The organism is bacterium, assembly GCA_035308905.1.
GTDB lineage: Bacteria > Sysuimicrobiota > Sysuimicrobiia > Sysuimicrobiales > Segetimicrobiaceae > DASSJF01.
The window spans coordinates 188,319-214,734 of sequence record DATGFS010000022.1 but is presented as its reverse complement, the minus strand read 5'-3'; the positions used below and the strand labels follow the sequence as shown (position 1 = coordinate 214,734).

General features: G+C 67.8%; 29 protein-coding genes. 8 read left to right on the top strand and 21 right to left on the bottom strand.

The features are described 5' to 3' along the window. Positions 1-248: 248 nt before the first annotated feature. The 13 genes from VKT83_06330 to lexA form a co-directional block, all read right to left on the bottom strand. Positions 249-476, bottom strand: coding sequence for a DUF951 domain-containing protein (locus tag VKT83_06330; protein ID HLY22069.1), 228 nt, complete (start codon positions 474-476; stop codon positions 249-251). A 7-nt stretch (positions 477-483) separates the two neighbouring features. After that, the gene (locus VKT83_06325; protein ID HLY22068.1) at positions 484-1,953 is read right to left on the bottom strand and encodes a fused MFS/spermidine synthase; all 1,470 of its coding nucleotides are present in this window, start codon (positions 1,951-1,953) and stop codon (positions 484-486) included. A gap of 55 nt (positions 1,954-2,008) precedes the next feature. After that, on the bottom strand, positions 2,009-4,621 hold the full coding sequence (gene clpB / locus VKT83_06320) for an ATP-dependent chaperone ClpB (protein HLY22067.1): 2,613 nt from the start codon (positions 4,619-4,621) through the stop codon (positions 2,009-2,011). 20 nt (positions 4,622-4,641) lie between these two features. Further along, positions 4,642-5,676 (bottom strand): DnaJ C-terminal domain-containing protein, encoded by a 1,035-nt coding sequence (locus tag VKT83_06315; GenBank protein HLY22066.1) that lies wholly within the window; start codon positions 5,674-5,676, stop codon positions 4,642-4,644. 24 nt (positions 5,677-5,700) lie between these two features. Then, entirely contained in the window at positions 5,701-6,300 is a 600-nt protein-coding gene (locus tag VKT83_06310) for a nucleotide exchange factor GrpE (GenBank protein ID HLY22065.1), read from the bottom strand. 31 nt (positions 6,301-6,331) lie between these two features. After that, positions 6,332-8,257, bottom strand: coding sequence for a molecular chaperone DnaK (dnaK, locus tag VKT83_06305; GenBank protein HLY22064.1), 1,926 nt, complete (start codon positions 8,255-8,257; stop codon positions 6,332-6,334). A gap of 82 nt (positions 8,258-8,339) precedes the next feature. Next, complete coding sequence (locus VKT83_06300; GenBank protein ID HLY22063.1) at positions 8,340-8,804, bottom strand: Hsp20/alpha crystallin family protein; 465 nt, start codon at positions 8,802-8,804, stop codon at positions 8,340-8,342. Then, complete coding sequence (locus VKT83_06295) at positions 8,801-9,163, bottom strand: MerR family transcriptional regulator (GenBank protein ID HLY22062.1); 363 nt, start codon at positions 9,161-9,163, stop codon at positions 8,801-8,803. Before VKT83_06295 ends, VKT83_06300 begins: the two co-directional genes overlap by 4 nt. 232 nt (positions 9,164-9,395) lie before the next feature. Further along, entirely contained in the window at positions 9,396-9,734 is a 339-nt protein-coding gene (trxA, locus tag VKT83_06290; GenBank protein HLY22061.1) for a thioredoxin, read from the bottom strand. Between the two features lie 72 nt (positions 9,735-9,806). Beyond that, the gene (locus tag VKT83_06285; protein ID HLY22060.1) at positions 9,807-10,352 is read right to left on the bottom strand and encodes a tetratricopeptide repeat protein; all 546 of its coding nucleotides are present in this window, start codon (positions 10,350-10,352) and stop codon (positions 9,807-9,809) included. Positions 10,353-10,416: 64 nt separating this feature from the next. Beyond that, the gene (locus VKT83_06280) at positions 10,417-10,926 is read right to left on the bottom strand and encodes a reverse transcriptase-like protein (GenBank protein ID HLY22059.1); all 510 of its coding nucleotides are present in this window, start codon (positions 10,924-10,926) and stop codon (positions 10,417-10,419) included. A 19-nt stretch (positions 10,927-10,945) separates the two neighbouring features. Beyond that, entirely contained in the window at positions 10,946-11,203 is a 258-nt protein-coding gene (locus VKT83_06275) for a hypothetical protein (protein HLY22058.1), read from the bottom strand. Further along, positions 11,200-11,829, bottom strand: coding sequence for a transcriptional repressor LexA (gene lexA / locus VKT83_06270; GenBank protein HLY22057.1), 630 nt, complete (start codon positions 11,827-11,829; stop codon positions 11,200-11,202). The genes VKT83_06275 and lexA overlap by 4 nt, the downstream gene beginning before the upstream one ends. 283 nt (positions 11,830-12,112) lie before the next feature. Here lexA and VKT83_06265 point away from each other — a divergent pair, with 283 nt between their 5' ends. From VKT83_06265 to VKT83_06255, 3 genes are read left to right on the top strand one after another with little or no spacing between them, the layout of a single operon-like run. Then, complete coding sequence (locus VKT83_06265) at positions 12,113-12,772, top strand: MBL fold metallo-hydrolase (GenBank protein HLY22056.1); 660 nt, start codon at positions 12,113-12,115, stop codon at positions 12,770-12,772. Between the two features lie 7 nt (positions 12,773-12,779). Further along, on the top strand, positions 12,780-13,796 hold the full coding sequence (locus VKT83_06260; protein HLY22055.1) for a TIGR03617 family F420-dependent LLM class oxidoreductase: 1,017 nt from the start codon (positions 12,780-12,782) through the stop codon (positions 13,794-13,796). A 1-nt stretch (position 13,797) separates the two neighbouring features. Next, positions 13,798-14,604 carry a class I SAM-dependent methyltransferase gene (locus VKT83_06255; GenBank protein ID HLY22054.1) on the top strand — a complete coding sequence of 269 codons (807 nt, stop codon included), beginning with the start codon at positions 13,798-13,800 and terminating at the stop codon, positions 14,602-14,604. Here VKT83_06255 and VKT83_06250 read toward each other — a convergent pair. Next, positions 14,601-15,491, bottom strand: a complete 891-nt coding sequence (locus VKT83_06250; protein HLY22053.1) for an LLM class F420-dependent oxidoreductase — start codon at positions 15,489-15,491, stop codon at positions 14,601-14,603. The genes VKT83_06255 and VKT83_06250 overlap by 4 nt on opposite strands. 57 nt (positions 15,492-15,548) lie before the next feature. Between VKT83_06250 and VKT83_06245 the strand changes: the two genes are divergently transcribed. The 4 genes from VKT83_06245 (at position 15,549) to VKT83_06230 (ending at position 20,125) form a co-directional block, all read left to right on the top strand. Further along, the gene (locus VKT83_06245; GenBank protein HLY22052.1) at positions 15,549-15,917 is read left to right on the top strand and encodes a nitroreductase family deazaflavin-dependent oxidoreductase; all 369 of its coding nucleotides are present in this window, start codon (positions 15,549-15,551) and stop codon (positions 15,915-15,917) included. 122 nt (positions 15,918-16,039) lie between these two features. Next, positions 16,040-16,234, top strand: coding sequence for a hypothetical protein (locus tag VKT83_06240; GenBank protein ID HLY22051.1), 195 nt, complete (start codon positions 16,040-16,042; stop codon positions 16,232-16,234). A gap of 115 nt (positions 16,235-16,349) precedes the next feature. Next, complete coding sequence (locus tag VKT83_06235) at positions 16,350-19,001, top strand: tetratricopeptide repeat protein (protein ID HLY22050.1); 2,652 nt, start codon at positions 16,350-16,352, stop codon at positions 18,999-19,001. 374 nt (positions 19,002-19,375) lie between these two features. After that, positions 19,376-20,125, top strand: coding sequence for a hypothetical protein (locus VKT83_06230; GenBank protein HLY22049.1), 750 nt, complete (start codon positions 19,376-19,378; stop codon positions 20,123-20,125). Here the strand turns inward: VKT83_06230 and VKT83_06225 are convergent. The 5 genes from VKT83_06225 to VKT83_06205 all read right to left on the bottom strand — a co-directional run bounded on the left by VKT83_06225 (position 20,120) and on the right by VKT83_06205 (position 23,620). Next, positions 20,120-20,752, bottom strand: coding sequence for a GNAT family N-acetyltransferase (locus tag VKT83_06225; GenBank protein HLY22048.1), 633 nt, complete (start codon positions 20,750-20,752; stop codon positions 20,120-20,122). The two genes, VKT83_06230 and VKT83_06225, sit on opposite strands and share 6 nt — an antisense overlap. A 192-nt stretch (positions 20,753-20,944) precedes the next feature. Continuing rightward, complete coding sequence (locus VKT83_06220) at positions 20,945-21,133, bottom strand: hypothetical protein (GenBank protein ID HLY22047.1); 189 nt, start codon at positions 21,131-21,133, stop codon at positions 20,945-20,947. After that, the gene (locus VKT83_06215; protein HLY22046.1) at positions 21,130-21,897 is read right to left on the bottom strand and encodes a hypothetical protein; all 768 of its coding nucleotides are present in this window, start codon (positions 21,895-21,897) and stop codon (positions 21,130-21,132) included. The genes VKT83_06220 and VKT83_06215 overlap by 4 nt, the downstream gene beginning before the upstream one ends. Before the next feature lie 18 nt (positions 21,898-21,915). Next, positions 21,916-22,701, bottom strand: coding sequence for an ABC transporter permease (locus VKT83_06210; protein ID HLY22045.1), 786 nt, complete (start codon positions 22,699-22,701; stop codon positions 21,916-21,918). Continuing rightward, on the bottom strand, positions 22,694-23,620 hold the full coding sequence (locus tag VKT83_06205; protein ID HLY22044.1) for an ABC transporter ATP-binding protein: 927 nt from the start codon (positions 23,618-23,620) through the stop codon (positions 22,694-22,696). The genes VKT83_06210 and VKT83_06205 overlap by 8 nt, the downstream gene beginning before the upstream one ends. Before the next feature lie 443 nt (positions 23,621-24,063). Here VKT83_06205 and VKT83_06200 point away from each other — a divergent pair, with 443 nt between their 5' ends. Then, positions 24,064-24,807, top strand: a complete 744-nt coding sequence (locus VKT83_06200; GenBank protein HLY22043.1) for a hypothetical protein — start codon at positions 24,064-24,066, stop codon at positions 24,805-24,807. Between the two features lie 73 nt (positions 24,808-24,880). Here the strand turns inward: VKT83_06200 and VKT83_06195 are convergent, their stop codons facing one another. Both VKT83_06195 and VKT83_06190 read right to left on the bottom strand, forming a co-directional pair. Next, positions 24,881-25,336, bottom strand: coding sequence for a hypothetical protein (locus tag VKT83_06195; GenBank protein HLY22042.1), 456 nt, complete (start codon positions 25,334-25,336; stop codon positions 24,881-24,883). 198 nt (positions 25,337-25,534) lie between these two features. Continuing rightward, a complete protein-coding gene (locus tag VKT83_06190) occupies positions 25,535-26,404 on the bottom strand; it encodes a DMT family transporter (GenBank protein ID HLY22041.1) in 870 nt (289 codons plus the stop codon). Positions 26,405-26,416 lie beyond the last annotated feature (12 nt).

Sequence of the window (26,416 nt, the reverse complement as noted above, 5' to 3'; positions counted from 1 at the left end):
TCCACGCGCTGAGCGCCGACCTGAGACTCCGAGCGCGGTCCTGCCCGTCCAACCCCGCGGTGCGCCGGGCGTCGGTCCGTGTTGACGTCGGTTTACGAGAGGTTTGGCGCACGATTGCGGAAGGAACGGCGGTGGGAGCTTCGCATGGTGCGCTGCATGACCCGTTTATACACGATTACCCGGGTTCGCAGACACTTGATGCAGAAATCCTTAACGTGTCGCGCCGCGACGGGCGCTCCGGCAGGCGGCTAGGCGCGAGGCGCGCCGTCGGCGGGCGCGGCGCCGGGACCCCGCCGCACGAACTCGCGGATCCGGCGCTCGAGCTTGGAGCGGGGCATCAGTACCTTCCGGTCGCAGCGGAGGCAGCGGAGTCCGATGTCGGCGCCGAGGCGCACGATTTCCCATTGGTCGCCGCCGCAGGGATGCGTCTTGCGCGTGCGGACCACATCGCCGAGCACCAGCTTGAGGACCGGCATGGGTCGTTCAGCGGGCCGGCGCGGCCAGCACGTCCGTCGGGGCGAAATCGTCGGTGAGGAGCGGCACGTCCCCGGTCTCGATCGGCCGCTCGACGAGCGTCGCCGCATCCTCCGCGAAGTGCGTGATCGTCACCCGGCCCGCCGCCGCCGCGTCCTGCGCGCGCGCGTGGACCGTGCGGGCGTCGAGGCGCGGTCCCGCGGTGCCGACGACGATGATGTTCTGCAGCGATTCGCCGGCGTCGCCGTCGACGGGGAAGATGTAGACGGCCGGGAACACGGACGCGAAGGTTTTGTCGATCGCGCGGAAGAGCCGGCTCTCCGGGCCGCGCAGCGCGCCGATCACGTTCGCGGCGACGGCGCCTCCCGGGGCGAGCCGCCCGGCCGCCTCCTCGTAGAACTCGCGGGTGGCGAGGTGAAACGGAATGGTGTCGATGAGGTACGCGTCGAGGACGATCAGGTCGTAGCGATCCGTGGTGCGCCGCAGCCACAGCCGCCCGTCCTGTACGTGCACGGTGAGCCGCGGCGACCGCGGCAGGCCGAAGTAGCGCCTCGCCGTGTCGGCCACGGCCGGATCGATCTCGACCACGTCGATGGCGACATCCGGATAGTCGTGAAAGAACCGCGACGGCGCGGTCCCGCCGCCCATGCCGACGAAGAGGACGCGCTTCGGGTGCGGGATCAGCGCGAGCGGCAGATGCAGGTAGTCGGTGTATGAGAACACCGTGCGCAGCGGCGCGGCGCGGTCGCGCCCGCTCTGCCAGTAGCGGTCGAGGCGGAGGTAGCGGATCACGCCCTCGTCGCTTACGGTGATCCGGTGGTAGACCGTGTCGCGGGCGTACACGACGTCCGGGCCGTCCGGCGGGACGGCCGACGTCGCCACGGCGAGGAGGACGAGCGTGGCGGCGGCCGCGGCGGCCGGCACCGCCCGCCGCGCCCAGAGGAACCCGAGGACCGCGAGCGCCATCTCCACCGTGCCGAGGAGCTGGATGATCGAGCGGACGCCGAGCCACGAGATCAGCACGAACGTCGCAAGCAGCGTTCCCGCGATGCTGCCGAGCGTGCTGAGCGCGTAGAGCATGCCGGCGACGTTGCCGATGCCCTCGACCGTGCGGGCCTTGAGACGCACCGCGTACGGCGAGACCGTCGCCATCAGCACCGCCGGCACGAAGAACAGGGTCGCGCTGCCGAGGAGCGGCCCCCAGCGAGGTCCCAGGTCGCGGCCGGCGATCTCGCCGAGGACCGCGCCGGCGACGTGGGGGATCGGAAAGGTCGCGGCGCCGCCCGCCAGCACCAGGGCGAGAAACGGACCCGGCTGCGGCCACCGCGTCGCGATGCGGCCGCCGAGGTAGTAGCCGAGGCTCAGCGCGGCGAGAAAGACGCCGATCAGGCTGCCCCACACGTAGACGGAGTTGCCGAAAAACGGAGCGACGACGCGGCTCGCGACGATTTCGAGCGCGAGCAGCACGCCGCCGCTCACAAACACGATGAGTTCGAGGATCGAGGCCCTCCCTGTCTCCCTGCCGGGGCCGGCTTTAGCGTTTGGCCGGAGCCGGAGTGGCCTTCCTCAACACAATCTCCGCCCCCTGCGCGTCGGCGAGGACCGTGTCGCCGTCGCGAAAGTCGCCGGCGAGCAGGTGCCGGCTGAGCGGGTTCTCGATGCTGCGCTGAATCAGCCGCTTGAGCGGCCGCGCGCCAAAGTCGGGGTTGTATCCCTCCTGCGCCAGCAGCGCGCGCGCCGCGGGCGTCACGTCGAGCGTGATCTTGAGGCCGGCGAGGCGCTTCACCAGCGTCGCCAACTGAAGCCCCACGATCTGCTCGAGATCGCGGCGGCTCAGCGGACGGAACACGATCGTCTCGTCGATCCGGTTCAGGAACTCGGGCCGGAACGTGCGCCGCAGCTCCTCCTGGATCTGCACCCGCACGAGCTCGAACGCGGCCAGGTCGTCCGGATCCAGGTTTCGGAGATAATGGCCGCCGAGGTTGCTCGTCATGATGACGATCGTCTGCCGGAAGTCCACGGTCCGGCCGTGGCCGTCGGTCAGCCGCCCGTCGTCGAGCAGCTGCAGCAGCACGTTGAAGACGTCCGGATGCGCCTTTTCGATCTCGTCGAAGAGGATGACCCGATACGGCCGGCGGCGGACGGCCTCGGTCAGCTGCCCGCCCTCGTCGTACCCGACGTACCCGGGCGGCGCCCCGAGGAGGCGGCTTACGGTATGCTTCTCCATGTACTCGGACATGTCGATGCGCACCATGGCGTCCTCGCTGTCGAAGAGCAGCGCCGCGAGCGCCCGCGCGAGCTCGGTCTTCCCGACGCCGGTCGGGCCGAGGAACAGGAACGAGCCCATCGGCCGGCGCGGATCGGCGAGTCCGGCGCGGGACCGGCGGATCGCGTCGGCCACGGCGCGGACGGCTTCCTCCTGGTCCACCAGCCGCTCGTGCAGCCGGTCCTCGAGGTGGACGAGCTTCTGCATTTCGCCTTCCATGAGGCGGGTCACCGGGACGCCCGTCCAGCGGCTCACGACCTCCGCGATGTCTTCCGCGTCGACTTCCTCTTTGAGCAGCCGGCCCTCGCCGAGCTCCGCGAGCTTGGCCTCCTGCGCCTTGAGCCTGTCTTCGAGCTCGCGCAGCGTGCCGTAGCGCAGCCGCGCGGCGCGCTCGAGATCGGCGGCCCGCTCCGCCTGCTCGATCTGCGTGCGGGTCTCGTCGATCTTCTGCTTGATGGCGCGGAGCTCGGCGATCAGGGTCTTTTCCTGATCCCACCGGGCGCGAAGCGCCTGGCTCTGCTCCCGCAGGGCGGCGATCTCCCGCTCGATGCCCTGGAGCCGCTCGCGCGAGGCGGGGTCGGTCTCCTTGCGCAGGGCCTCGCGCTCGATCTCCAGCTGCATGATCCGCCGGTCGGCCTCGTCGAGCGCGGCCGGCTTGCTGTCGATCTGCATCTTGAGCCGGCTCGCCGCCTCGTCGATCAGGTCGATCGCCTTGTCGGGCAGGAACCGCTCGGTGATGTAGCGCTTGGAGAGCGTCGCCGCGGCGATCACGGCGCTGTCGGTGATGCGCACGCCGTGATGCGCCTCGTACTTCTCTTTCAGGCCGCGAAGGATCGAGATCGTGTCTTCGACGCTCGGCTCGTCGACGAACACCGGCTGGAACCGCCGCTCCAGGGCGGGGTCCTTCTCGATGTGCTTGCGGTACTCGTCGAGGGTCGTCGCCCCCACCGCGTGCAGCTCGCCGCGCGCCAGCATCGGCTTCAACATGTTGCTGGCGTCCATCGCGCCCTCGGCGCCGCCGGCGCCGACCACCGTGTGCAGCTCGTCGATGAAGAGGATGATGTCGCCGGCGCTCTCCGTCACCTCGCGGAGCACCGCCTTCAGCCGGTCTTCGAACTCGCCGCGGTATTTCGCGCCCGCGATCAGGGCGCCCAGGTCGAGCTGGACGACGCGCTTCTTCTTCAGCGTATCCGGGACGTCGCCGCGCAGGATGCGCTGGGCCAGCCCCTCGACGATCGCCGTCTTGCCGACGCCGGGATCCCCGATCAGCACCGGGTTGTTCTTCGTGCGGCGGGCCAGCACCTGAATGACGCGGCGGATCTCCTCGTCGCGCCCGATCACCGGATCCAGCTTGCCCTCACGGGCCATCTTGGTCAAATCGCGCCCGTAGCGCTCCAGCGCCTGATACTTTGATTCCGGAGACGCGTCGGTCACGCGCTGTCCGCCGCGGATCGCCGCGAGCGCGGTGTAGATCTTCTCGCGGTCCACGCCGGACTGCGCCAGGAGGCGGCCGGCGCCGGTGTTGCGGTCCCCCACGACACCGAGCAGCAGGTGCTCCGTGCTCACGTACTCGTCGGTCAGGCGCTGCGCCTCTTGCTGCGCGGACTCGAGCGCGCGCCGCAGCGACGCTCCGATCCCCGGCTCGCCGCCCTGCCCGTAGACTTTCGGCGTTTGCGCGAGCGCCTGCTCGGCGGCGGTGCGAAGCGCGTTCGGATTCGCGCCGAGGCGCGTCAGGATCGCGACGGGCACGCCGTCGGTCTGCCGCAGCAGCGCGAGCAGCAGGTGCTCCGCCTCCACCTGGCCGTGCTGGTGCTCCTGCGCGATGGTCAACGCGCCTTGAATTGCCTCCTGCGCCTTCTCTGTGAACTTGTCAAACCGCATCGCCATGATTGGTCGCCTCGCTAGGTCTTGGTCGCGTCTTCATGCAGCCGCCGCATCTCTTCGAACAACTCCCGGTCGCGGTCCGTGAGCGGCTGCGGCAGCACGAGCCGCACGCGCGCCAGCTCGTCGCCGGCGCCCCCGCCCCGGACGTGGGGCATGCCCCGTCCGCGCAGGCGGAAGATCTGGCCGTCGCGCGTCCCCGCGGGGATCGTGAGGGTGACCGGCCCGCCGAGCGTGGGGGCTTCGACCGCGCCGCCGAGCGCCGCGGTCCACACGGGCACGTCGACCGCGGCGGCGATGTCGTCGCCGTCGCGCGTGAAGACCGGGTGGGGCTGGACCTCCACGCGGAGGTACAGGTCGCCGCCGTGCCCCGCGCCTGCCCCGCGGATGCGCTGGCCGCCGCGGACCCCCGCCGGGATAGAGACGTCGAGCGTGCGCGCGGGCTGCCCGTCGGCGGCGGGAATCGTCACCGTCCGCTTGGTGCCGCGGAACGCTTCTTCGAGCGTGACCTCGACGGCGCCCTCGACGTCCCCGGCCGGCGCCTGCTGGGCCTGCGGCGCGGACCAAGGATGCGCCTGCTGCTGCCGGAGCAGCTCCTCGAGATCCACGCCCGCGGCGCCGCCCCTCGTCCGCGGGCGGCCGCGGCGCGCGCCGGTGCCGAAGATCCCCTCGCCGAACCCGCCGCCGCCGAGCCCGCCGAAGAGCTGCTCGAAGAACTCGCTGAATTCTCCCGGGTCGCCGCTCGTGTACACGCGAAACGCGCCGCCGTCCCGGCCGCCGCCTGCGCGCGCGCCTGCGCCGCGCAGGATATCTTCCCACCCGCCGCCACGTTCGCGCAGTTCCAGGACCTGGTCGTACTTCGCCCGGCGCTGGGCGTCGTTCAGAACCTGGTACGCCTCGTTGATCTCCTTGAAGCGCGACTCGGCGTTCTTCTTGTCGCCGGGGTTGACGTCAGGATGGTGCTGCCGCGCCAGCCGCCGGAACGCCTGGCGGATCGCCTTCTCGTCCGCGTTCCGCGGCACGCCGAGGATCTTGTAGTAGTCCTTGAACTCCATCGTGAACGCTCCCGGCGCTGGATCCTACCGGCCGCTCTGCTCCCGGTCCGGCTCGCCGACGACGGCGACCTTGGCGGGGCGCAAGACCTCATCGTTGAGGAGGTAGCCCCTGAGCACCTCACCGGCGATCGTCCCGGCCGGCTGGTGGGCCTGCTCCGCGGGCACCACCGCGACCGCCTCGTGCAGCCGCGGGTCGAACGGCGCGCCCGCCGCTTCGATCGGCCGGACACCGATCGCCCGCAGCTGGTCGAGGATCTGGCGGTGCGTCATCCGGAGGCCGTCGAGCAGCGACTTGGCCGGGCCGTCCGGCACGCCCGCGAACGCCATCGCGCGCTCGAGGTTGTCGAGCACGCCGAGCACGAGGCTCAGCATCTGCCGCCGCGTCCGCTCGATCGCGTCCTGCCGGTCGCGCGCGGCCTGCTTCTTGTAGTTTTCGAGATCCGCGGCGGAATGGAGAAACTGCTGCCAGTTCCGCCGCGCCTCATCGCCCGCCTGCCGGGCCCGGGCGCGAAGGTCCTCCATCGAGAGCCCCTCGAGATCGTCCGCACCGTTCGGGCGCGAGGAGTCCGGCCGTGCCTGATCGGCCTCGCGGGCCGGATCCTCGCGCCGCGCTTCGTGTTCCATCGTCATCGCTCCGTTCGCGCCGCGGCGTCGGTTACGATTTGTCGGACGGCTTGAACTCCGCGTCGATCACGTCGTCGCCGCCGCCCTGTCCGCCACCCTGCCCGCCGCCGCCCGTGCCGGCCCCGGCCCCGGCGCCCGCCCCGGCCGTCTGGCGCTTGTACATCTCTTCGCCCAGCTTGTAGCTGGCCTGCTGCAGCGCCTCGGTCGCCCGCTTGATGCGGTCGGTGTCGCCGCTCTTGACCGCCTCTTTGAGCTCGGTGAGCGCGGCGTCCACCTTCGCGCGGTCCTCCGCCGGTACTTTATCGCCGACTTCCTTCAACATGCGCTCGGTCTGGTAGGCCAGCGAGTCGCCGCGGTTCTTGACCTCGGCCTCGTCCTTCCGGCGTTGATCCTCCGACGCGTGGGCCTCGGCGTCCTTGACGAGGCGGTCGACCTCCGTCTTGTCCAGCGTGCCGGTCCCGGTGATCTTGATCGACTGCTCCCGCCCGGTAGCCTTGTCCTTGGCCGACACGTTCAGGATGCCGTTGGCGTCGATGTCGAACGTCACCTCGATCTGCGGCAGGCCGCGCGGCGCCGGCGCGATCCCGTCGAGCTGGAACTTGCCGAGGGTCCGGTTGTCGCGGGCCATCGGCCGCTCGCCCTGCACGACGTGGATGTCCACGGCCGTCTGGCCGTCCTCCGCCGTGCTGAACGTCTCCGTCTTCCGCGTCGGGATCGTCGTGTTCCGCGGGATCAGAATCGTGTTCACCCCGCCGAGCGTCTCGATGCCGAGCGAGAGCGGCGTGACGTCGAGCAGCACGACCTCGCGCACGTCCCCGGCGAGCACGCCGGCCTGAATCGCCGCGCCGACCGCGACGACCTCATCCGGGTGCACTTCCTTGTTGGGCTCCCTGCCGGTGAGCCGGCGCACCAGCTCCTGCACGCTCGGCATCCGGGTCGCCCCGCCGACGAGGATGACCTCGTTGAGGTCCTTCTCGGTCAGCTTGGCGTCGGAGAGCGCCTGCTTGAACGGCCCGATGCACCGCTCCACCAGGTCCGCGGTCAGCTCGTCGAACTTGGCGCGCGACAGCGTCATGTCGAGGTGCTTGGGGCCGGTCGCGTCCGCGGTGATGAACGGCAGGTTGATCGACGTCTGCACGACCGTGCTGACCTCGATCTTCGCCCGCTCCGCCGCCTCGCGCAGCCGCTGCAGCGCCTGGCGGTCCTGCCGGAGATCGATGCCCTGCTGCTTCTTGAACTCGTCCGCCAGCCAGTTGACGATCCGCTCGTCGAAGTCGTCGCCGCCGAGGTGGGTGTCGCCGTTTGTGGCCTTCACCTCGTAGACGCCCTCGCCGATCTCCAAGATCGAGACGTCGAAGGTGCCGCCGCCGAGGTCGAACACCAGGATCGTCTTGGCGTGCTTCTCCTCGAGCGCGCGGCCGTAGGCCAGCGCGGATGCCGTTGGCTCGTTGATGATGCGCAGGACCTTGAGGCCGGCGATCTCGCCGGCGTTGCGCGTCGCGGTGCGCTGCGCGTCGTTGAAGTACGCGGGTACGGTGATGACGGCGCCCTCGATCTTCTCGCCGAGGTAGCTCTCCGCGTCCGTCTTGAGCTTTTGGAGAATCATCGCGGAGATCTCTTCGGGCGTGAAGGTTTTGCCGGCGGCCGGGATGTTCACGACCGCGGCGCCGCTCTTGCCTTCCTCGACCTTGTACGAGACGATCCGGCGCTCCGATTCAACCTCGCTGTAGCGGCGACCCACGAAGCGCTTGATCGAGTACACCGTGTTTTCGGGGTTGAGGATCGCCTGCCGGCGCGCCATCTGGCCGACCAGCCGCTCCCCGGCCTTCGTGAAGCCGACCACCGAGGGCGTGAGCCGGCTGCCCTCCGCGTTCGGGATGACCGTCGGCTCGCCGCCGATGATCGCCGCGATCACGGAGTTGGTGGTACCGAGATCGATCCCCACTACCTTTGCCATGTGACTGCTCCTCCTGTGCGGGCGGGGCGGGCGCCGGCGTGTCTTGGTGTACGCCGCAGGCGCGGCCCCGCCGCCGCCGCGTTTACTGCGCGACCTGGACTTTCACCGTGGTCGGCTTGGCCCGCTCCGACTTCGGGATCTTCACTTCGAGAACGCCGTCCTTGTACGTCGCCTTGGCGTCGCCGCCCGTGACCTCCGTCGGGAGCGCCAGCGTGCGGACGTACGAGCCGTACCGCAGCTCGCGCCGGTAGTAGGCGCGGTCCTGCTTCTCCTCGTCCCGGCGCACCGTGCCCTTGATCGTGATCGCCTCGTTGGTCACGGTGACGTCCACGTTCGACGGATCGACAGCCGGCATCTCCGCCCGCACGACGACCTCATCGCCCGTCTCATACATCTCGACGGCCGGCTTCCACGCCGCCGCCGGCAGGCCGTTGGTCGATGTCCGCGGGCCGCGTTCCACCAGCAGCACGTCATCGAACAGGCGGTCCACCGCACGCCGCAGCGTGCCAACCTCTTCAAACGGATCCCAACGCATGATGCTGCTCATTTCGATCGCTCTCCTTTGCCGCGCGCCCTATGCGCCGCTGATTGAGATGTGCCGTGGTCTTCCACTTGATCCGGCGACTCGTCGTCGCTCCACACCCATGTCATCTCCTCGTGGGTGCGCTCCTGGATTTCCAGGACCAGCCGCACGCCCGCGAGGTTGAGACCGCGCTCCTCGATCAGGTAGCGGATCAGCCGGCCGCGCTGGATGTCGCGCTCGGAGTACAGGCGAATGCGGTGCCGCCGAGACGGCGACATGAGGCCGTGCTCCTCGTAGATCCGCAGCGTCCGCGGATGGCAGCCGAGGAGATCGGCCGCGATGCTGATCACGTACACCGGCATGTCCGGCCTACGCTCTTTCACACCCGGTACGCTCCTCTGCGCGTTCTTCCGATCTGCCTTTAGTGACAATGGATTGAATCCGAAGCCAGCATAGCAATTGCCGATCTAAATGTCAATAAACATGACAATCATATTGTCAACTTTGGCTCCATAAAAAACCGCGACGGCCGGGTCCATTGGACCCGGCCGCGCAGACGCGAAGCGTCGATTTTCGTTCGGCGACCGCGCCCGGCGCGGCCCCGTGTGGACCGTCCTAGACGCGGGACGACAATGCCGCGTCGATCCGCCGCTTGAGCTGCTCTTTCGGCATGTAGCCGACGATCCGCTCGATCAGCTCGCCGCCGCGGAAGATCCCCAGCGTCGGGATGCTCATGATGCTGTAGCGCGCTGCAATCGTGCCGTTCTCGTCCACGTCGAGCTTGCGCACGCTCAGCTTACCCTCGTACTCGCCGGCCAGGTCCTCGACGATCGGGGCGATCATCTTGCACGGTCCGCACCACGTCGCCCAGAAGTCCACGAGGACCGGGACCTGCGACTTCAGTACATCCGCGTCGAAATTCTGTTCGGTGACTGCCTCAGTCTTGCCCGCCATTAACGGCTCCTTTCACTCCTAAAGGGGTGATCCGCCAGGATAGAACCCCGTCGGGATTCGATTTATTCCCACCTATCGCCGCGTGACCGCCATCAGGACCAGCACCAGCATGAGCATCGCGCCCCCCGACCCGAGGCATCCCGCCCGCCGCGCCCGGGCGCCCCGCGGGCCCGCCCCCGGCTCGCTGCGTGCCGGCGCCCGCAGCGACAGCCGCGTCGCCGTTTTGAATTCGCGGACCGCGTCGCCGATCCGTCCCTGCTGCTTGAACACCACCCCGAGGTTTTGGTGCGCGACCCAGTATTCCGGGTCCATCGCGATCGCGCGCTGGTAGCAGGCGACCGCTTCGTCGAGCCGGCCGCGCTCCCGGTAGACGTTGCCGAGATTGCTGTGGGCCGGGGCGTAGCGGGGATCCAGCTGCGCCGCCTTGGAGAACTCGGAGAACGCGTCGTCCCACCGATGCAGATCGACGTAGACCGTGCCAAGCTTGTTATGCGCGTGCGCGGACGACGGCGCCGCGGCGACCGCCAGCGTGAACGCGTCCAGCGCGCCGTCGAGATCGCCCGATGCGCGGCGTTCCTCGCCCTGTGCGATGTGAGGAGACGGGTCCTTGACGCTCATTCCAAGGCACGATCATAGCATACGGCCGCGAGATCGATGGACGGGGAGGTGGTACGTCGTGCGGTCAGTTGCTCGAGGACTCCGCGGCCGGCTTGTCCGACCAGAGCGGGAGATCATCTTCGACGACGTCGTCGGTGTTGTGCTGGAGGGCCACGGCGGCGATCGCCGCTGCTTCGCGGCCCCAGGCCGAACCGTCGGCGAGCACCCGGGCCTGCCGGTAGGCGTGCAATAGCGCACGGACCTCGAGGTACGGACCCACGAGGCTGTCATCGACCTGACGGTCGCCGTTGACCTGGGCCACCACGACGGGGCGGTCACAGTGGACGACGACGTGGCGGACGCCGAAGCGCCGCGAATTCCACAGCGCGTAGAGGATCCCGCGGAACGCCGCGAGGTCATGGGACCGTACACCCGGCAGCGACCGGCCGATGCGCTTGAGCACGCGACCCTGCGAGTCCACGAAGACGACGCCCATGCCGCTCCGGTCATCCACCGGATCCGCGGCCGCCACATAGGCGTGGATGACTTTGAGTTTCGGTGAAATCCGTGGTTCGCTGACCTGCAACATGGCCATCGCCTTGAGCCCCCTACCCCTACACTACCCGTTCCAGGAGCGCCGTAAGCACGAGCAGCGCGGCAAGCAGGAGCAGCTTCGCGCCGAGGAGGTCGCGGTCGTCCATCAACCGGTGCCACCAGGTGCGGTCGACCCGCGCCGCGGACAGCCGCGAGTGACCGAGGCGGACGCCCGCATGGTGGTACACCGCGGGAGGCCGGACGGATGCCCGGATGCCGAGCGTAAGCCCGTGGTGGCCGGCGGCTCTGCCGGCACGGGACGCAACGCGCAGCATCATCCCCGCACCCCCTGGTAGGCGCGCATCAACCCGATGACGCGGCCCGCGATCTCGAACTCGCCGCGAATCGGCTGGTAGGCGGCATTCTCCGGTCTCAAAATTGGGGTGCCGTCCAGCGTTGCCAGCCGCTTCACCGTGGCGTCCTCTCCCATTACGGCGACGACGATGTCACCCGCCGACGCCGCCCGCTGCCGCCGCACGATCACGATGTCGCCGGGCATGATGCCCGCGCCGATCATGCTGTCGCCCCGCACGCGGAGCAGAAAGCAGTCGCGCACGTCGCCGACGAGACGCCGGGGCACCTCGATGCGGTCTTCCACCTGCTCGTCCGCGAGCACCGGCGTGCCGGCGGAGACGCGGCCGACCAGCGGGAGCCGTACGGAGTCGGCGTCGTGGATGAGCGTCTTGTCGACGACCTCGAGGGCCCGCATCCGGTCGCCGTGGCGACGCACGAACCCCTTTTCTTCCAGCGCGGTCAGGTGCTGGTGGACCGTCGACGGCGAGCTGAGGCCGAGGGCGTCCCCGATCTCACGGACGGACGGAGCGTACCCCTTCTCCTGGATCGCTCTGACAAGATAATCCAGGATTTGCTGCTGCCGCGGGGTCAGGCCGCCCTGGCGCTTCATCTAACACCTCCCAACGATGGGTGGCTTCCACAATGAGAATAGCGAACTAATGTACGGTATGCAATCCGGTCTGAATACGAACATTTGTACGATATAAGCCCTACGGCCATTTTGGCTGCCCGGACGCCGCGATATCGCGCAATTTCGCGCCGTGGCTCGCTCGTGCCCGACGATGCGGGAGACCCGGCCTGCCGCATCGAAGGCCGGACCAAGCCACGCGGTGCCCCGGTCACTCCGCCCCGTTTCCGCTTTCCCTGTTCCGGAGCCGCGAAGGGAGGATGCGATGAAGATCACCTATCTCGGCCATGCCACGTTCCTCATCGAGGGAGACGGAACCAAGATCCTGATCGATCCCTACGACGAGAAAGTCGGCTACCCGGTCCCGTCGGTCGACGCGGACGCCGTATTGATCAGCCACGAGCACGCCGACCACACGAACGTCGCGATGGCCAAAGGCAAGCCGCCCGTTGTGCGGGGACTCACGGACGGCGATTGGCGGAAGATCGTCAAGCAGCCGGTCGGCAAGGTCTTGGTGTCGTCGGTTGCGACCTATCACGACGACACCCAGGGCTCCCAGCGCGGCCGCAACACCGTGTTCATCCTCGAGACCGAAGGACTGCGCATCGTCCACCTCGCCGACCTCGGCCATCTCCTCGACGACTCGCAGGTCAAAGCGATCGGCCATCCTGACGTGGTGATGATCCCGGTCGGCGGGTACTACACGATCGACGCGGCGCAGGCCAAGCAGGTGCTCGACAGGCTGCAGCCCAAAGTCGTGATCCCGATGCACTACAAGACCGAACCGAGCGCCAAGCTGCCCATCGAAGACCTCAAGGTCTTCCTCGGCGTCATGGGCGCGACCAAGGACGTCGGCCGCACGGTGACCGTGGACCGCGCGAAGCTGCCCGCGAGCCGCGAAGTCTGGGTGATGTCCTGGAAGTAGCGGTGCCGTGAAGCTCGACTGCGCGCTCGCGATGGACGCCCTCACCGAGGTGCCCGCGGTGGCGCGCGCCGCGGAGGACGCCGGCTTCGCCGGCATCTGGGCCAACGATACGAAGCACAATCCGTTTGTGGCGCTCACGAGCGCGGCGCTGCACACCTCCCGGCTCGAGCTCGGCACCGGCATCGCCGTCGCGTTCTCCCGCAGCCCGATGCTCACCGCGCAGACGGCGTGGGATCTCGCGCGCCTCTCCGGCGGCCGGTTTCTGCTGGGGCTCGGCACGCAGGTCCGGGCGCACATCGAGCGGCGGTTCGGCATGCCGTGGGATCCGCCGGCGCCCAAACTCCGCGAGTACGTGCACGCCGTGCGGGCGATCTGGCGGTCGTGGCAGGAGGGCGCGCCGCTGCGGGTCAACGGCAAGTACTACAACCTGAACCTGATGGGCCCGTTCTTCAATCCGGGCCCGAACCCCCAGCCCGCAATCCCGATCTTGATCGCCGGCGTGAACGAAGTGCTCTGCCGGCTGGCGGGCGAGGTGGCCGACGGCTTCATCCTCCACCCGATTCATTCGGTGACCTACCTGCGCGAGTTCGTGCTCCCGCACCTCGCCGAGGGGCTCCAGCGGGCCGGCCGGTCACGCGCGGATCTTCAATTATATGCGCCGGTGATCATCGCCCCGGGCGAGACCCCGGACGCGCGGGCCGCGGCGCTCGCGCGGGCGCGCGGCCGGATCGCCTTCTACGGCTCGACGCCGACGTACCGGCTGCTCCTCGAGATTCTCGGCTACGGCGACGTCGCCGACCGCCTGAGGCAGATGGTCAGCCAGGGCCGCATGGGCGAGATCGCCGGACAGGTGCCGGACGGTCTCCTCGATGCGATCGTCATCCGCGGCGCGTACGATGAGATCGGCCATCAACTGCGAGAACGCTACGCCGGCCTCGCCGACCGCGTCGCCTCGTACTGGCCGTTCACGCTCGAGGAGCAGGCGGGGTGGGCGCGTATGGCGCGTGCCTTCCAGGAGGGATGAGATGATGAGCGACCTCGAGGCCATCAAGCGGCGGCAGCAGGAGGCCTGGGCGGACGGCGATTTCTCCGTACTCGCGACCGGACTCATCCTCGTCGGCGAACTGCTCTGCGAGGCGGTGGATATTCATCCCGGGCAGACGGTGCTCGACGTCGCGACCGGCAGCGGCAATACGGCGCTCGCGGCGGCCCGGCGCGGCGGCCGGGTCACCGGCCTCGACTTCGTCCCCGCGCTGCTCGCGCGCGGCGAGGAGCGGGCGGCGGCGGAACGGCTGTCGATCACGTTTCGAGAGGGAGACGCCGAGCAACTGCCGTTCGATGACGGGACGTTCGATGTCGTGCTCTCCACGTTCGGCGTGATGTTCGCGCCGGACCAGGAGCGCGCGGCGCGGGAACTGCTGCGCGTCTGCCGGCCGGGCGGCACGATCGGCCTCGCGTGCTGGACGCCCGGGTCCTTCATGGGGCAGATCTTCTCCGTCACCTCCGGGTACGCGCCGCCGCCGCCGGGTCTTCGGCCGCCCGCGCGGTGGGGAACCGAGGAGTGTCTTGCGGAGCTGCTGGGCGCCGGGGTCGCATCGCTGCGCGCGGAGGCACGGCGCGCGGCGATGCGCGCTCTGTCCGAGGAGAAGTGGCTGGAGGGCCGCCGGAAGTACTTCGGGCCCACCCGCAAGATGTTCGCGGCCCTGGACGCCGCGCAGCGGGACGCCTACGAGCGGGATCTTGTGGCGCTGCTCCGCCGTCACAACCGCGCCGAGGACGGCACCGTCAAGGTGCTGTCGGAGTACCTCGAAGTGGTGGCGGTGCGGCGCTAGCGGGTCGCCTCGCGGAAGCGCGTGATCGCGTCGATGTGCGCCCGCGGGTTCGGGAGGCCCGCCTGCATCGTGTTGACGCTGAGGTGGGTGGCGCCGAGCTTCTGCCACTGTTCGATCTGCAGGCGCCACTGGTCGGGTCCGCCGTCGGCGATCGCGGCGCGGCCCTCGATGCCGAACGTCTTGGGGCTCCGCCCGGCGGCCGCCAAATGCTCCCGGAGCCGCTCGACCTGATGCTCGCGGGCCGGCTCCCCGGCCGGCTGCTTGCCCGCCGGCCGGATGGGACGGCTCGACATCCAGCCGTCGGCGATGCGCGCCGCCCGGCGCAGCGCGATCTCGGACTCTCCGCCGATCCAGAGCGGAATAGGCCGCTGCACCGGCAGCGGGTTGATGCCGGCGTCCGGAATGCGGTGCCATTTGCCCTCGAACGTCACGGTCTCCTGAGTCCATAGGGCGCGCATGACCTTCATCTGCTCCACGCAGCGCGCGCCGCGGTCGTGGAAATTCGTGCCGAGCGCGTCGAACTCGACGTCGTTCCAGCCGACGCCGATCCCGAGCCGGAGCCGCCCGCCGCTCAGGACGTCGACCTCGGCCGCCTGCTTGGCCACGAGCACGGCCTGCCGCTGCGGCAGGATGATCACGCCCGTCGCCAGTTCGATGCGCTGCGTGCACGCCGCCATGTAGCCGAAGACGACGAAAGGCTCATGGAACGTGTTCTTGCTCGTGTAGGGCCCGCTCCACTTGGGTCGGCTCGCGGTGTTCGCCCCCACCACGTGGTCGTAGATCAGGATGTGATCGTACCCGAGCGATTCCGCGGTCTGCGCGTAGTCGCGGATGAAGCCGGGGTCCGTGCCGCTCTCGATCTGCGGGAAGACGACGCCGATTTTCATGCGATGGCTGTTCGGAGCGTGCGGGTCGGATTTCCTCCGTCATCGAAGGCAGCCGCTGTGCCGGACCGGTCGGGGCCCGAGTCGTTGGAGGCGTTTCGCGACTTGCCTTACCTGTATCTCACGACGACCGGACGCGTCTCGAACCGCCCGCATGAAATCGAGATCTGGTTCGTCGTTCACCACGGCAGCTTCTATATCTTCGCGGAAACATTCCACCGGGCAGACTGGGTCAAGAACATCGCCCGCAACCCGCGTGTGAGGGTCCGCGTCGGCGACCGCACCTTCGACGCGACGGCCGCGGTTCTGGATCAGACCCGGGATGCGGACACGTGGAACACGGTCCAGGACTTGGCGCGCGGCAAGTTCGGCTGGGGCGACGGTCTGCCGGTCCGGATCACGCCGGCCCCGCCCGCGGCCGCGGGTTGAAACTCTGTCTCCACCCCGATCTCCATGTGAGCAAGTTCACACAGGTGGTGTAAGCCGAATCACGGCACTCACGTCTCCGCGGCCTCACAATGAGATCGGCAAAACGGAGGGAGGTGGGGGCGATGGCTTGGTTCCGATGCGCGTGCGGGGCGCTTAAGGAAGCCACGCCGCGATTCGGCGATTCAATCGTGTCCATCTATCATCTGCATCGATCCGAGCGACTGGACGGCGGCAGCACGCTCGTGCAAATGGAAGAGGTGGCCCTGCTCGCGGCAGACCGGGAAACGGCCGCGGTCAGTGGCGGAGGGGACGACTGACCGTGTGACGCGCCAATTGGAAGGTGACTCGAGCGGCGCACGAAAGGATCGGCCGGCCATGCGTCGAACGCTCGATCATCAAATTTCATTTGATATTGGCACCCGGAGGTTTAACATGTCCCAACAGCCGTCCGGGGCGATCACACTGCTTTTCACCGACATCGAGCGTTCAACGGATCTCGTCCGGCACCTGGGGGACAGCCGCTACGCCCGCGTGCTCACGGATCACCGCCGCCTGCTTCTGACGATCTGCCGCCGCGGAGGAGGCAGAGAGATCGGACACCAGGGGGACGGCTTGTTCGTGGCATTCGCGCAGGCCGAGGACGCGGTCGCCGCGGCCGTCACGTCGCAACTCGCCATCCTTGAACATCCCTGGCCGGAGGGCATTATCCCGCGCGTGCGGATGGGCATTCATGCCGGCGAACCGGCGGCGGAGGCCGGCGAGCTCGTCGGATTCGATCTGCACCGGGCGGCCCGCATCTGCGAGGCCGGCCACGGGGGGCAGATTCTCGTGTCGGCGGCGGCGGCGACGTTGATTCAGGGCCGTCCGGCGCGGATTGCGTTGCGGGGCCTCGGCTCGCACCGCCTTCGAGACCTTCCGCAGCCGGAGAAGATCTTTCAGGTTCTTCACCCGGATCTGCCCGAGCAGTTCCCGCCGCTGCGGTCGCTCGATGCCGCCCCCAATAACCTCCCGGCCCGCCAGTCCAGTTTTGTCGGACGGGAGCAGGAACTCGGCGAGATCCGGCGTCTCCTGTTCACGACGAGCGTCCTTACCCTTACGGGGATCGGCGGCGCCGGCAAAACGCGTCTGGCTATCGAGGCCGCCGCGGGGCTGGCCGAGCGGTTTCCGGACGGCGTGTGGTTTGTGGAGCTCGGCGGGCTTGCGGAGGCCGGTCTCGTCTTCAATACCGTCGCATCGGCGCTGAACGTGCGGGCCGGGCCGGCTTCGACGATCGAGGAAACGCTGCTGGACTACCTGCGTTCGCGCTCGCTTCTGCTCATCCTCGACAATTGTGAGCATCTTGCCGCGGCGTGCGCCGTCTTGGTAGGAACGCTGACACGGTCGTGTCCCGGCGCGCGCGTCCTTGCCACCAGCCGCGAGGCGCTCAGTGTGCCCGGGGAAGTGGTCTGGCCGGTGCCGTCACTCTCCGTTCCCGCCTCCGAGGACGGCGTGTCACCCGCGGATCTGATGGAATACGAGGCGCCGAGATTGTTCATCGAACGCGCCGCGGCGCTCCGGCCCGGCTTTGCCCCTGCCGGGCAGGACGCGCAGGCCGTGGCGGCAATCTGCCGCCGGCTGGACGGCATTCCGCTCGCGATCGAACTGGCGGCGGCGCGCGTCCACGTGCTGTCCGTGGAGCAGATCGCCGCAAGGCTGGACGAACGATTCCGTCTGCTCACCGGGGGCAGTCGGACTGCGGCGCCGAGGCAGCGCACGCTTCGCGGCGCGCTCGACTGGAGTCATGATCTCCTGTCTCCGAAGGAGCGGGCGTTGATGAGGCGTCTCGCCGTCTTCGCCGGCGGCTGGACGCTGGAAGGCTCCGAGGCCGTCTGCGCGGGCGACGGCATCGACGTCTCCGACGTCCTCGACCTTCTGACGCAGCTGATCTCCAAGTCGCTCGTCGTGATGGACGCGCAGACGGACCAGGTCCGGTATCGCATGCTCGAGACCGTCCGGGAGTACGGCGCCGAGCGGCTGGTCGAGGCGAACGAATCTGCCGCGGTTCGCAGCCGGCACCGCGACTGGTATCTTGGGCTGGCAGAGCAGGCGGAAACGGAATTGGGCGGCGCCGACCAGGTGGCGTGGCTCCGGCGGCTGCGGGCCGAGTACGACAACCTGCGGGCCGCGCTTGAATGGAGCACAGCCGACGAGCACAGCGCGGACGCGGGAATGCGTCTGGCATTGGGGCTGTGGCAGTTTTGGTACGTGCGGGGCGACTTCAGCGAGGGCCGCATGTGGCTCGAAACCATGCTTCGCCGGTACCCCGCCCGAGACGCTCTCCGGGCGAAGGTTCTGCGCGAGGCGGGGTTTCTCGCCTGGCGGCAGGGAGACTACCGGGCCGCGGCCGCACTCGGCGCGGAAGGCCTGGCAATATTTCGAGACCTCGGCGACGCGGCGGGAATGGGCGGTGCCCTGTACCTGTTGGGGAGCGTCGCCTTCTATCAGGGCGAGCTTGATCGGGCAAAGGGGCTTCATATCGACAGCCTCGCGCTGCGGCGGCAGGTGGGGGACAAGCGCCGTATCGCGATATCGCTGAATTTTTTGGGCGAGGTGGCCCGAGCCGAAGGCGACTACGGAGCCGCCCGTGCCGTGTACGAGGAAAGCCTCGAGCTCGCCCGCGAGGCCGGAGACCAACGGGGTGTCGCAACGGCGACGGGGAATCTCGGCTACGTTGCGCTGCGGGAAGGCGATCCCGACACCGCCGCCAGGCTCCTGAAGGAGGGGCTGGCGGCGGCAAAGCAGCTGGTCCATAAGCTTGGAATCGCCGGGTACCTAAGCGGACTCGCAGGAGCCGCCGTGCTGGCGGGAGACTACCGGCGCGCGGCCCGCATACTTGGCGCTGCTCGAACCCTGCTCAGCGCGCTGGGCGCATCTCTCACCACTCCCGATCGCCGCCAATACGAGTCCAGCACCCAGGCCACGCGCGCCGCGCTCGGCGATGAGACGTTCGCACAACTCGTGGACGAAGGAGCCGCCATGACGTTGGAACAGGCCATCGACTACGCGCTGAACGGCGACCCTGAGGGCGATGGCCAAGAACGGTAGGGTAGATCGAGCAACGAAAGGGGGAGGACAGCATGGCAAAGCGCAAAGCGCCGACGTATGGGCCCCTCACGAAGGAGTTGCTGAAACTCGCGAGGCGTTTTCGAGCATCCGGACACGCCAGTGTGACACACCTTCACGCCGGGAAGCGCGATAGTTATACGGTGGACCAGAAACCCGGGCAGGTCCACGTGCTGCTCCACAGAGGGCGGAAGGAAAAGCGGTGGAAGCGCGTCATCATGTTTCACATCGACAACGGACCCTAGCCGACCACATCGCCGTTTCGTAAGGCCGGCGGCGCCGGCTGTTGGCGCCGTGTTCAGCAGCGCATGCTCGTGTGTCGTATTGTCCGCAGCTCCCTCGAGGGAGGTGCCTCAATGCCGGTGACGCAAATCGGGATCATCGACCCCAGGGGTGAATTCGATGCCCACCTGGTAGCGGACGCCGCGGCCGCGATCAACATTCAGGTGGCGCGCGACGTGGCCCGATTCTGGAACGTCCAGGCGAACGTCCGGCACGTACGGAATGTCCGCCAAGCGCCGGCCGGTGTGTGGCCCGTGTGGCTCGTCGCGAGACTGGCCCCCGGCGAACGCGACGGATTTCATCGCGACGAACGTCACCAGCCGTACGCCAGAGTGATGGCGAATCCCGCCGATGTTGCCTATTGGACGAGGACGGTCAGCCACGAAATCGTCGAGATGCTTGTCGACCCGTTCGGCAACCGCATGTGTCACTCGACGTCGATCAAGCTCAACGGCGGCAAAATCGTCAATGGATCCGGCACGGTCGACTACCTCGTTGAAGCGTGCGATCCATGTGAGGCGAAGGTCTACGCCTACCGGATTCACGGGATTGCCGTGTCGGACTTTGTCACCCCGCAGTTCTACGAACCTGTCGGGACGCGAGGGGCGCGCTACAGCTTCAAGGACGCCATACCGGCGCCCAGACGCGTCTTGCCCGGCGGCTACATCACCTGGCTGAACCCGCAAACCGGCAATTGGCACCAGTGCCACCACCACTGGGGGGTGCCCCGGCCGACGATCAACAACCTGCCGCAACCAACCGGCGGCAGCGTGCGCGAATGGGTAGACGTCGCGGTGCGTAACTCCCGCGCCGGGAATCTATAAGGCGAGCTTCCACTCGACGATCCGCGTTAGCGCGATGAAGCCGAGCCGTTCCAGGATCGGCCGGCTCGTCGCGCGCGCGTCGACTCTGAGATAGCGGTATCCGAGGCGCCGGGCTTCGTCGGCGCGAGTGTGGACGAGCGCGCGGTAGAGGCCGCGGCCGCGGTGTTCGGCGATGGTGGCGCCGCCCCACAGGCCGGCAAAGGACCGTCCCGCGGGAAATTCCCCGCGGGCGCTCGCAACAGGCTGTCCGTCCGCGTAAGCTACATAGAGGCGCATCGCGGAGTCGGTGAGGCGCGGGGCAAATTCTTTCATGCGCGCCGCCTGCCACGACTCATCGCGGCCGAATGCGACCCGGGCGGCATCGAGGAAATCGGTGAGCCCGCGCAAGTCCGTCACGCGGCGGATCTCGATGGCCGCTGAACGCAGGGCGCCGTCGCGAGTTTCTCTTGGGATTTCGCCCGCGAGGTCGAAGACCATCAATGTCTCAGGTTCCTCGGGTTCAAAGCCCGCGGCGGCAAGCCGGGATCCGAGATCGGCCGGCAGGTCGTGGCCATAGACCTTCCACTCGAGTGTTCGCCCGGTTTCGGGCGTGAGGGAGCGAAAGAACGCCACCTCCTCAGCGATCACCGCATCCGCCGTAGCGGCCGTGAGCCGTGAAGCGACGACGGCGTTCCAGGTACCGATAGCTCGGATAATGCTTCCAGCTCGCTCGTACCGGACGCCGGGCTCGGGCGGTGGATCGGCGCGTTCCGCATCGAAGCGCGCGAGTATCTCTGGCGGCGTGGCGCGCGGGCGGTTAGCGAGTATCCGCGTGTCCCGTCAGGCGCGCCGGAGCGACGCGGTGAGCACGAACGCGACCGCCATGGGAAGCCACAGCCACGGCACGATCGCCGCGTGGACGAGCGCCGCGGAGATGGCGAGCGCGACGACGACGCCGGCGGCGAGGGTCCAGTCGTCGCCGATGAGCAGATCTTTCCAGAAGGCCAGAAAGGACGCGAGGTAGCTCATTGCGGCGCCCCTCCGGCCGAACCGGCCATTGCGAGCCGGCGGGCCCGGCCGCGGCTCAGCAATCTCACCTGTGTCAGACTGTACAGCGTCAAGAACGCCAGGATCGCCAAAATCGCGGCGTCCGAGCCGGGCCAGTCGATGCCGATGCCTTCGCCGGCCCAGAAGATGCCGAACGTCGTGAGCATGAGGCCGACCGCGAATTTCATCGCGTTCTCGGGGACGCGGGCGAGTGGCTGGTGGACAAGGAACCCCGCGCCCGAGACCACCGCGACCGCGGCCGCCGCGCCGCCGATCGCCAGCGGCAGGTTGCCGTGCGCGCTCCCGAACGTCAGGACGATGAAGACGACCTCGACCCCTTCGAGAAACACGCCCTTGAACGAGACCGTGAAAGAGTACCAGTCCATGCCCGTCCGCGGCGCCTGCCCGGCCGCCATCGCCTCGTGGACCTGCCGTTTGTATACCTGGTCCTCGTCGTGCAGCGCCTTGAAGCCGGAGGCGCGGAGGATCGCTTTGCGCAGCCACTGTAGACCGAACACCAAGAGGAACGCGCCGACCACGAGGCGCAGCGTGTCGATCGGAATCATTCGGAGGCCGGGCCCCAGCACCGCGATGAGGACCGCGAGCGCGGCCCCCGCCGCGACGATGCCGAGCCGCACCGACGGCCACCCGCGGGTGACCCCGAGCGCCAGCACGATCGTGAGCGCTTCGACGGCCTCGACGGCGGACGCGAGGAACGTCGCCAGCACCAAGAAGATCCACGTCATGGTCGCGTTCTCTCCCGCCTAACCGTCGTTGCGGGCGAACTGTCCGGTCTCGCGCGACCGCGCCCACATTAAATAGAAGGCCCAGATGCCAGCCCCAAGATACAGCATATTCTCGCCGAACGCGATGCCGGCCGCGGTCCAGTCGACCGCCGGGTTGACGAGCGCGCGGCGCGCGCCTTCGAAGACCCACGTCGCCGGGATGCCGTACGCGATCGTCCGCACCGCCGGCGGCAGCACGCGGAGCGGAAAGAACGCGGCGCTCAGCGGCTGAAAGATGAACACCGCGCCCCACGCCAGCGCCTGGATCCGCGTGCCGATCAGGAAGACGACGCCCAGCAGCACGAGCCCGATCGCCCACGCGAAGATCGTCAGGTTGGTAAAGAAGAGCGCCAGGTTGATGACGCCCACCCGCCAGATCTGGAAGTGAAACCACGCCGCGGCGATCGTCGAGATCATCCCGAAGATCACCAGCGTCTTGAGCAGGCCCGACAGCATATGCGCGGCGACGTACTCGGCGAGCGACAGCGGCGCCACGAACATGTTGCTGAGATTGTGCGACCAGATGTTCCACAGGCTCCCGACCGTGATGGAGTACTGGTTCACGCGGATGACGTCCCACAAGAGCATGCCGAGGATCAGGTACGATCCGGTGTTGGGGTTCATCACGCCGGTGAGGAAGCCGGACACGAATCCGAAGACCACCACGGTGATCAGCGACGTGTAGAAGAGATCGACGACGATCTCCAGCGACCCCCGTGTGATGTACAGCTCTTGCAGCAGGACCGCCCGAATCCGCTCAAACATTGGTCTCACCCCGCGCGATCTTCAGGAACACATCCTCGAGCGTCGGCTTTTCGACCTCGATGTCGGTGATCCACACGCCCCGCTCGCTCAGTCCGAAGATCAGTGCCGGAATCTGCTGCTCCGTCGTATCGATCACCACGGTGTGGTCCTGCGTGAACCGGAAGCTCTGCTCCCGTTCATGAAGGAAGGCGGCGACCGTGTCGCGTTCGCCCTCCACGGTGAGACGCAGCTGCGCCGAGCGGATCCGCTTGGTGAGGCCGAGCGGCGTGTCCTGGGCGAAGATCCGCCCGCGGTCGAGGAAGATGACCTCGTCGCAGATCCGCGTGACCTCGTTCATGCGGTGGCTCGTGTATAGGATCGACACGCCGGCATCGCGCCGGATCTCCTCGATGAGCGACAGCGTCTTGTCGGCGATGTCGGGATCGAGCGCCGCGGTCGGCTCGTCCATCAGGATCAGTTCCGGATCGTTCAGGAGCGCCTTGATCAAATTCACCCGCGTGCGCTGGCCGGTAGAGAGATCCCAGTACCGCCGGTTGAGCAGCGGCGTGACCTCGAAGTAATCGGCCCACTTGCGGATCTTCGCGTCCGGCCGCCGGATGCCGTAGAGGTGTCCGAAGACGATCAGGTTCTGCGCGACGGTGATCCGGCCCTGGAGCGTGTTGTACGATGACGCGAAGTTGATCCGCTGGAGACACACCTGCCGGTGTGTGGCGAAGTCTTGACCGAAATAGGTGATCCGTCCCGCCGTCGGCGTCGTGATGCCGAGCAGCATGTGGATCGTCGTCGTCTTGCCGGCGCCGTTGGGTCCCAGGAGGCCGATAATGCGCCCCTTCGGGATCGCGAACGAGACCTGATCGACCGCGCGAAAACCGTCGAAATCCTTGACGAGGTTCTCCACCTGAAGCAATGGGGCGGACATAGGTGTCACCCTTCCTTGGTCGAGCCGGCGAAGCCGCGCGCGCGTTGGAGCAGTGCTGCCGCGCGAACGGCAGTACGACAGAGCCACGGTATTATCCGCGGCCGGACGCGCTATAGGTGGCGGACGAAGGAGTTAGCGGTGAAAGGCGTCCGGGCGGATGACGGTGGGTTGTGGTCGGATGAGCAGCATAGTGCACCGCCTCCCTTCCGGACGTAACTGAAGCGGGTTCGCGAGCGGATTATGTCACTGTCGCGGCAGGCTTGTCAAACGCTTCACGAGCGTAGCCAAACTGGTGTTTGGGAGGAGAAGGCTCTCCGGTTTGGCTAAACACGACACGACTCTCGTTCGCATGACCGTCTTCGCTTCCGGAATGCCTGCTTCGTAAAGGAGGTGTTCGGCACGATCAATCCGGCTCCGAACCGCCATTGACGGAGGTTCCGACAATGCCGACCTACCGTTTCGGTAAGCAGCCGAAGAAGTCCGATTATCGTACGCTGCGGTTCGCCAGCTACCTGGCCCCCACCATTCCGCCGCCTCCCTCCGCCTACAGTGTGCTGAATCGGGTCTACAAAGGCACCAACATGACGAACCCGGTGACTCTGTTCCCGTTGGACGGCAACGACACGCTCGGAGACTGCACGATCGCTGCGGCCGCGCACGCCGTGACCGTCTATGAGGGACTCGACAACAAGACGAACATCCCGGCGAGCCAGGCCGTGGTCGCGCAGTACAAGCAACTGAGCGGCGGCCAGGATAACGGGCTCAACGAGTTAGATGTCCTGAAGCACTGGGGCAAGAACGCGATGTTCGGCGACACGATCTTGGCGTTTACGGCCATCGATCCAAAGAACCATGCGCACGTGGAGCAGGCGCTGTCGCTGTTCGGCGGCGTCTACCTCGGGTTCCAAGTAACCAGGGATTGCCAACAACAGTTTAACGATCACGAGCCGTGGACGCCGGGACCGCTGCTTAACGACGGCCACGCCGTCTATGCAGTTGAGTACGACCAGAACGGCCTCACGGTGCTTACCTGGGGCAATACCCAGAAGGGGACATGGGCCTGGTGGGACCAGTGCGTTGACGAAGCTTACGCCATCGTTCCGTCGGAGGCCAAGGATCCGGCGTTCGCCCCCCGGTTCGACGTGAAACAATTGTTGACCGACTTGGCCGCGGTGCGCGGCGCCTGACTATAAACATCAAACATCGGGTGGTGGAGATCAAAGCCGCGTCGCTTCGGTAGAGTAGGCGAACTGCCGGCGTTTAGCCCGGCGGAGTCACCCCATACGCCTTGGCGAGGTCGGCGGGCATCATGTGCGACGGCTCCGCCTTGAAGATCGCTCGCGTTCTTTCCAGCGCTCGTGCGACCAGTCCGGAGCAGATCGTTTGCCCCTCGAATCCAAAACTGAATCGCGTTCCCGTCAGCAACGAAAGGGCGATGCTGACGACCGTCAGCGCTCCGTACGGCTCCGCGAGGCACGAACGGGCGAAATCCACCGCTTCGCCCCGGTCCTCGGGCGACGCCGTGACACGCACCACCGTGTACTCGCCGGGCGCGTACTTGGACAGGTTTTGCTGCACGACGCCGGGATTCGCCGCCAGCGCCTCGATGATGTCTCCGTTCGCGCCGACGATCAGCGCCGCGTGATTCCAGTACGCGTACTTGCGGTCGGCGCCGCGGAATCGGAGCGCCTGCCCGAAGCTGATCAAATGATTCATCCAATGACTGCCGTGGGTGAGTACGAAATCGCCGGGTCGATTCCATTCCGGGGCCAAACGCGCGGAAGACGTTCTGGGGTGCATCGCGCCGAAATGCTCGAACCCTTCGGACTCGAATCGTTCCTTCAAGAGCTCCGCCTCCCGAGGATGGGCGCCGGCGATTCCTCGTGGCGTCGGTGTTTGGCGGACGAGGTGGGTTCATCCTGCGATAAGCGGGATCGACGCCAGGGCGGCCACGATCCCTACTGTCTGCGTTGGAGATACGCGCTCGTTGAGAATGAGGCGTGCCAGCACGACCGTCGACGCCGGATAGAGCGACGCGAGCACTGCCGCGACGTCCAACCGGCCGGCGTGTTCCGCGAGTAAGAAGAACGCATTGCCGCCCGCGTCGAGCAGCCCGGCGAGCAGCATCATCGGGATGACCTGAATCGGGAGTTCGAAGATGCCGCGCCTCTGCGCGAGAATCATCGCACAGACGGCCACCAGAATGGTCACGAGCGTGATGAACTGAGAGGCGGCGAGAGGCCAGAACACAGCGGCCCCTCGAGCCTCGCTGATGAAGATGTAAAAGCCCCCGAAGCCGATCCCGGCGAGGGTGGCGAGTCTCAGTCCGCGGGTCTGCCGCGAACCGCCGGCAATCGCCGCCTCAGCCGGCCGCGAGATGAACCACACCGCGACCAGGGCGAGGGCGAATCCGGCTAACTGCCAGCCTGTGGGCAATCCCTCTGAAAAGGCGGCGAAGACCACCGGCATCGCCGCGGCGATGATCGCCGACACCGGTGCGGCCACGCCCATGACGCCCACTGCCAGCGCCTGGTAGAGTGCCATGAGTCCCACCGCCCCGCCGACACCCGCGGCGCCGGCCCAGGCGAGCACGTGCAGCGAGGGGATCTGCTCCGCGCGGAGCCACGCGAAGAACAACATCGTCGCAAGCGACGCGAGCTTCGAAACGGCCGCGACCGTGTAGACCGGCGCCCGCTTGGTGGCGAGGCCTCCGCTGAAATCCCCCGCGCCCCACGACGTCGCGGACGCGAGACCGAAGACCCCGGTGGCCAGGGGCGAAGTCAATGCGGGGTCAGC

Coding starts and splice junctions, on each gene's coding strand:
- VKT83_06330 (HLY22069.1), bottom strand. CDS start 476: ATGCCGGTCCTCAAGCTGGTGCTCGGCGATGTGGTCCGCACGCGCAAG.
- clpB (HLY22067.1), bottom strand. CDS start 4,621: ATGCGGTTTGACAAGTTCACAGAGAAGGCGCAGGAGGCAATTCAAGGC.
- VKT83_06315 (HLY22066.1), bottom strand. CDS start 5,676: ATGGAGTTCAAGGACTACTACAAGATCCTCGGCGTGCCGCGGAACGCG.
- VKT83_06310 (HLY22065.1), bottom strand. CDS start 6,300: ATGGAACACGAAGCGCGGCGCGAGGATCCGGCCCGCGAGGCCGATCAG.
- dnaK (HLY22064.1), bottom strand. CDS start 8,257: ATGGCAAAGGTAGTGGGGATCGATCTCGGTACCACCAACTCCGTGATC.
- VKT83_06300 (HLY22063.1), bottom strand. CDS start 8,804: ATGAGCAGCATCATGCGTTGGGATCCGTTTGAAGAGGTTGGCACGCTG.
- trxA (HLY22061.1), bottom strand. CDS start 9,734: ATGGCGGGCAAGACTGAGGCAGTCACCGAACAGAATTTCGACGCGGAT.
- VKT83_06285 (HLY22060.1), bottom strand. CDS start 10,352: ATGAGCGTCAAGGACCCGTCTCCTCACATCGCACAGGGCGAGGAACGC.
- VKT83_06280 (HLY22059.1), bottom strand. CDS start 10,926: ATGGCCATGTTGCAGGTCAGCGAACCACGGATTTCACCGAAACTCAAA.
- VKT83_06275 (HLY22058.1), bottom strand. CDS start 11,203: ATGATGCTGCGCGTTGCGTCCCGTGCCGGCAGAGCCGCCGGCCACCAC.
- lexA (HLY22057.1), bottom strand. CDS start 11,829: ATGAAGCGCCAGGGCGGCCTGACCCCGCGGCAGCAGCAAATCCTGGAT.
- VKT83_06265 (HLY22056.1), top strand. CDS start 12,113: ATGAAGATCACCTATCTCGGCCATGCCACGTTCCTCATCGAGGGAGAC.
- VKT83_06255 (HLY22054.1), top strand. CDS start 13,798: ATGATGAGCGACCTCGAGGCCATCAAGCGGCGGCAGCAGGAGGCCTGG.
- VKT83_06250 (HLY22053.1), bottom strand. CDS start 15,491: ATGAAAATCGGCGTCGTCTTCCCGCAGATCGAGAGCGGCACGGACCCC.
- VKT83_06240 (HLY22051.1), top strand. CDS start 16,040: ATGGCTTGGTTCCGATGCGCGTGCGGGGCGCTTAAGGAAGCCACGCCG.
- VKT83_06235 (HLY22050.1), top strand. CDS start 16,350: ATGTCCCAACAGCCGTCCGGGGCGATCACACTGCTTTTCACCGACATC.
- VKT83_06230 (HLY22049.1), top strand. CDS start 19,376: ATGCCGGTGACGCAAATCGGGATCATCGACCCCAGGGGTGAATTCGAT.
- VKT83_06220 (HLY22047.1), bottom strand. CDS start 21,133: ATGAGCTACCTCGCGTCCTTTCTGGCCTTCTGGAAAGATCTGCTCATC.
- VKT83_06215 (HLY22046.1), bottom strand. CDS start 21,897: ATGACGTGGATCTTCTTGGTGCTGGCGACGTTCCTCGCGTCCGCCGTC.
- VKT83_06210 (HLY22045.1), bottom strand. CDS start 22,701: ATGTTTGAGCGGATTCGGGCGGTCCTGCTGCAAGAGCTGTACATCACA.
- VKT83_06205 (HLY22044.1), bottom strand. CDS start 23,620: ATGTCCGCCCCATTGCTTCAGGTGGAGAACCTCGTCAAGGATTTCGAC.
- VKT83_06200 (HLY22043.1), top strand. CDS start 24,064: ATGCCGACCTACCGTTTCGGTAAGCAGCCGAAGAAGTCCGATTATCGT.
- VKT83_06195 (HLY22042.1), bottom strand. CDS start 25,336: ATGAATCATTTGATCAGCTTCGGGCAGGCGCTCCGATTCCGCGGCGCC.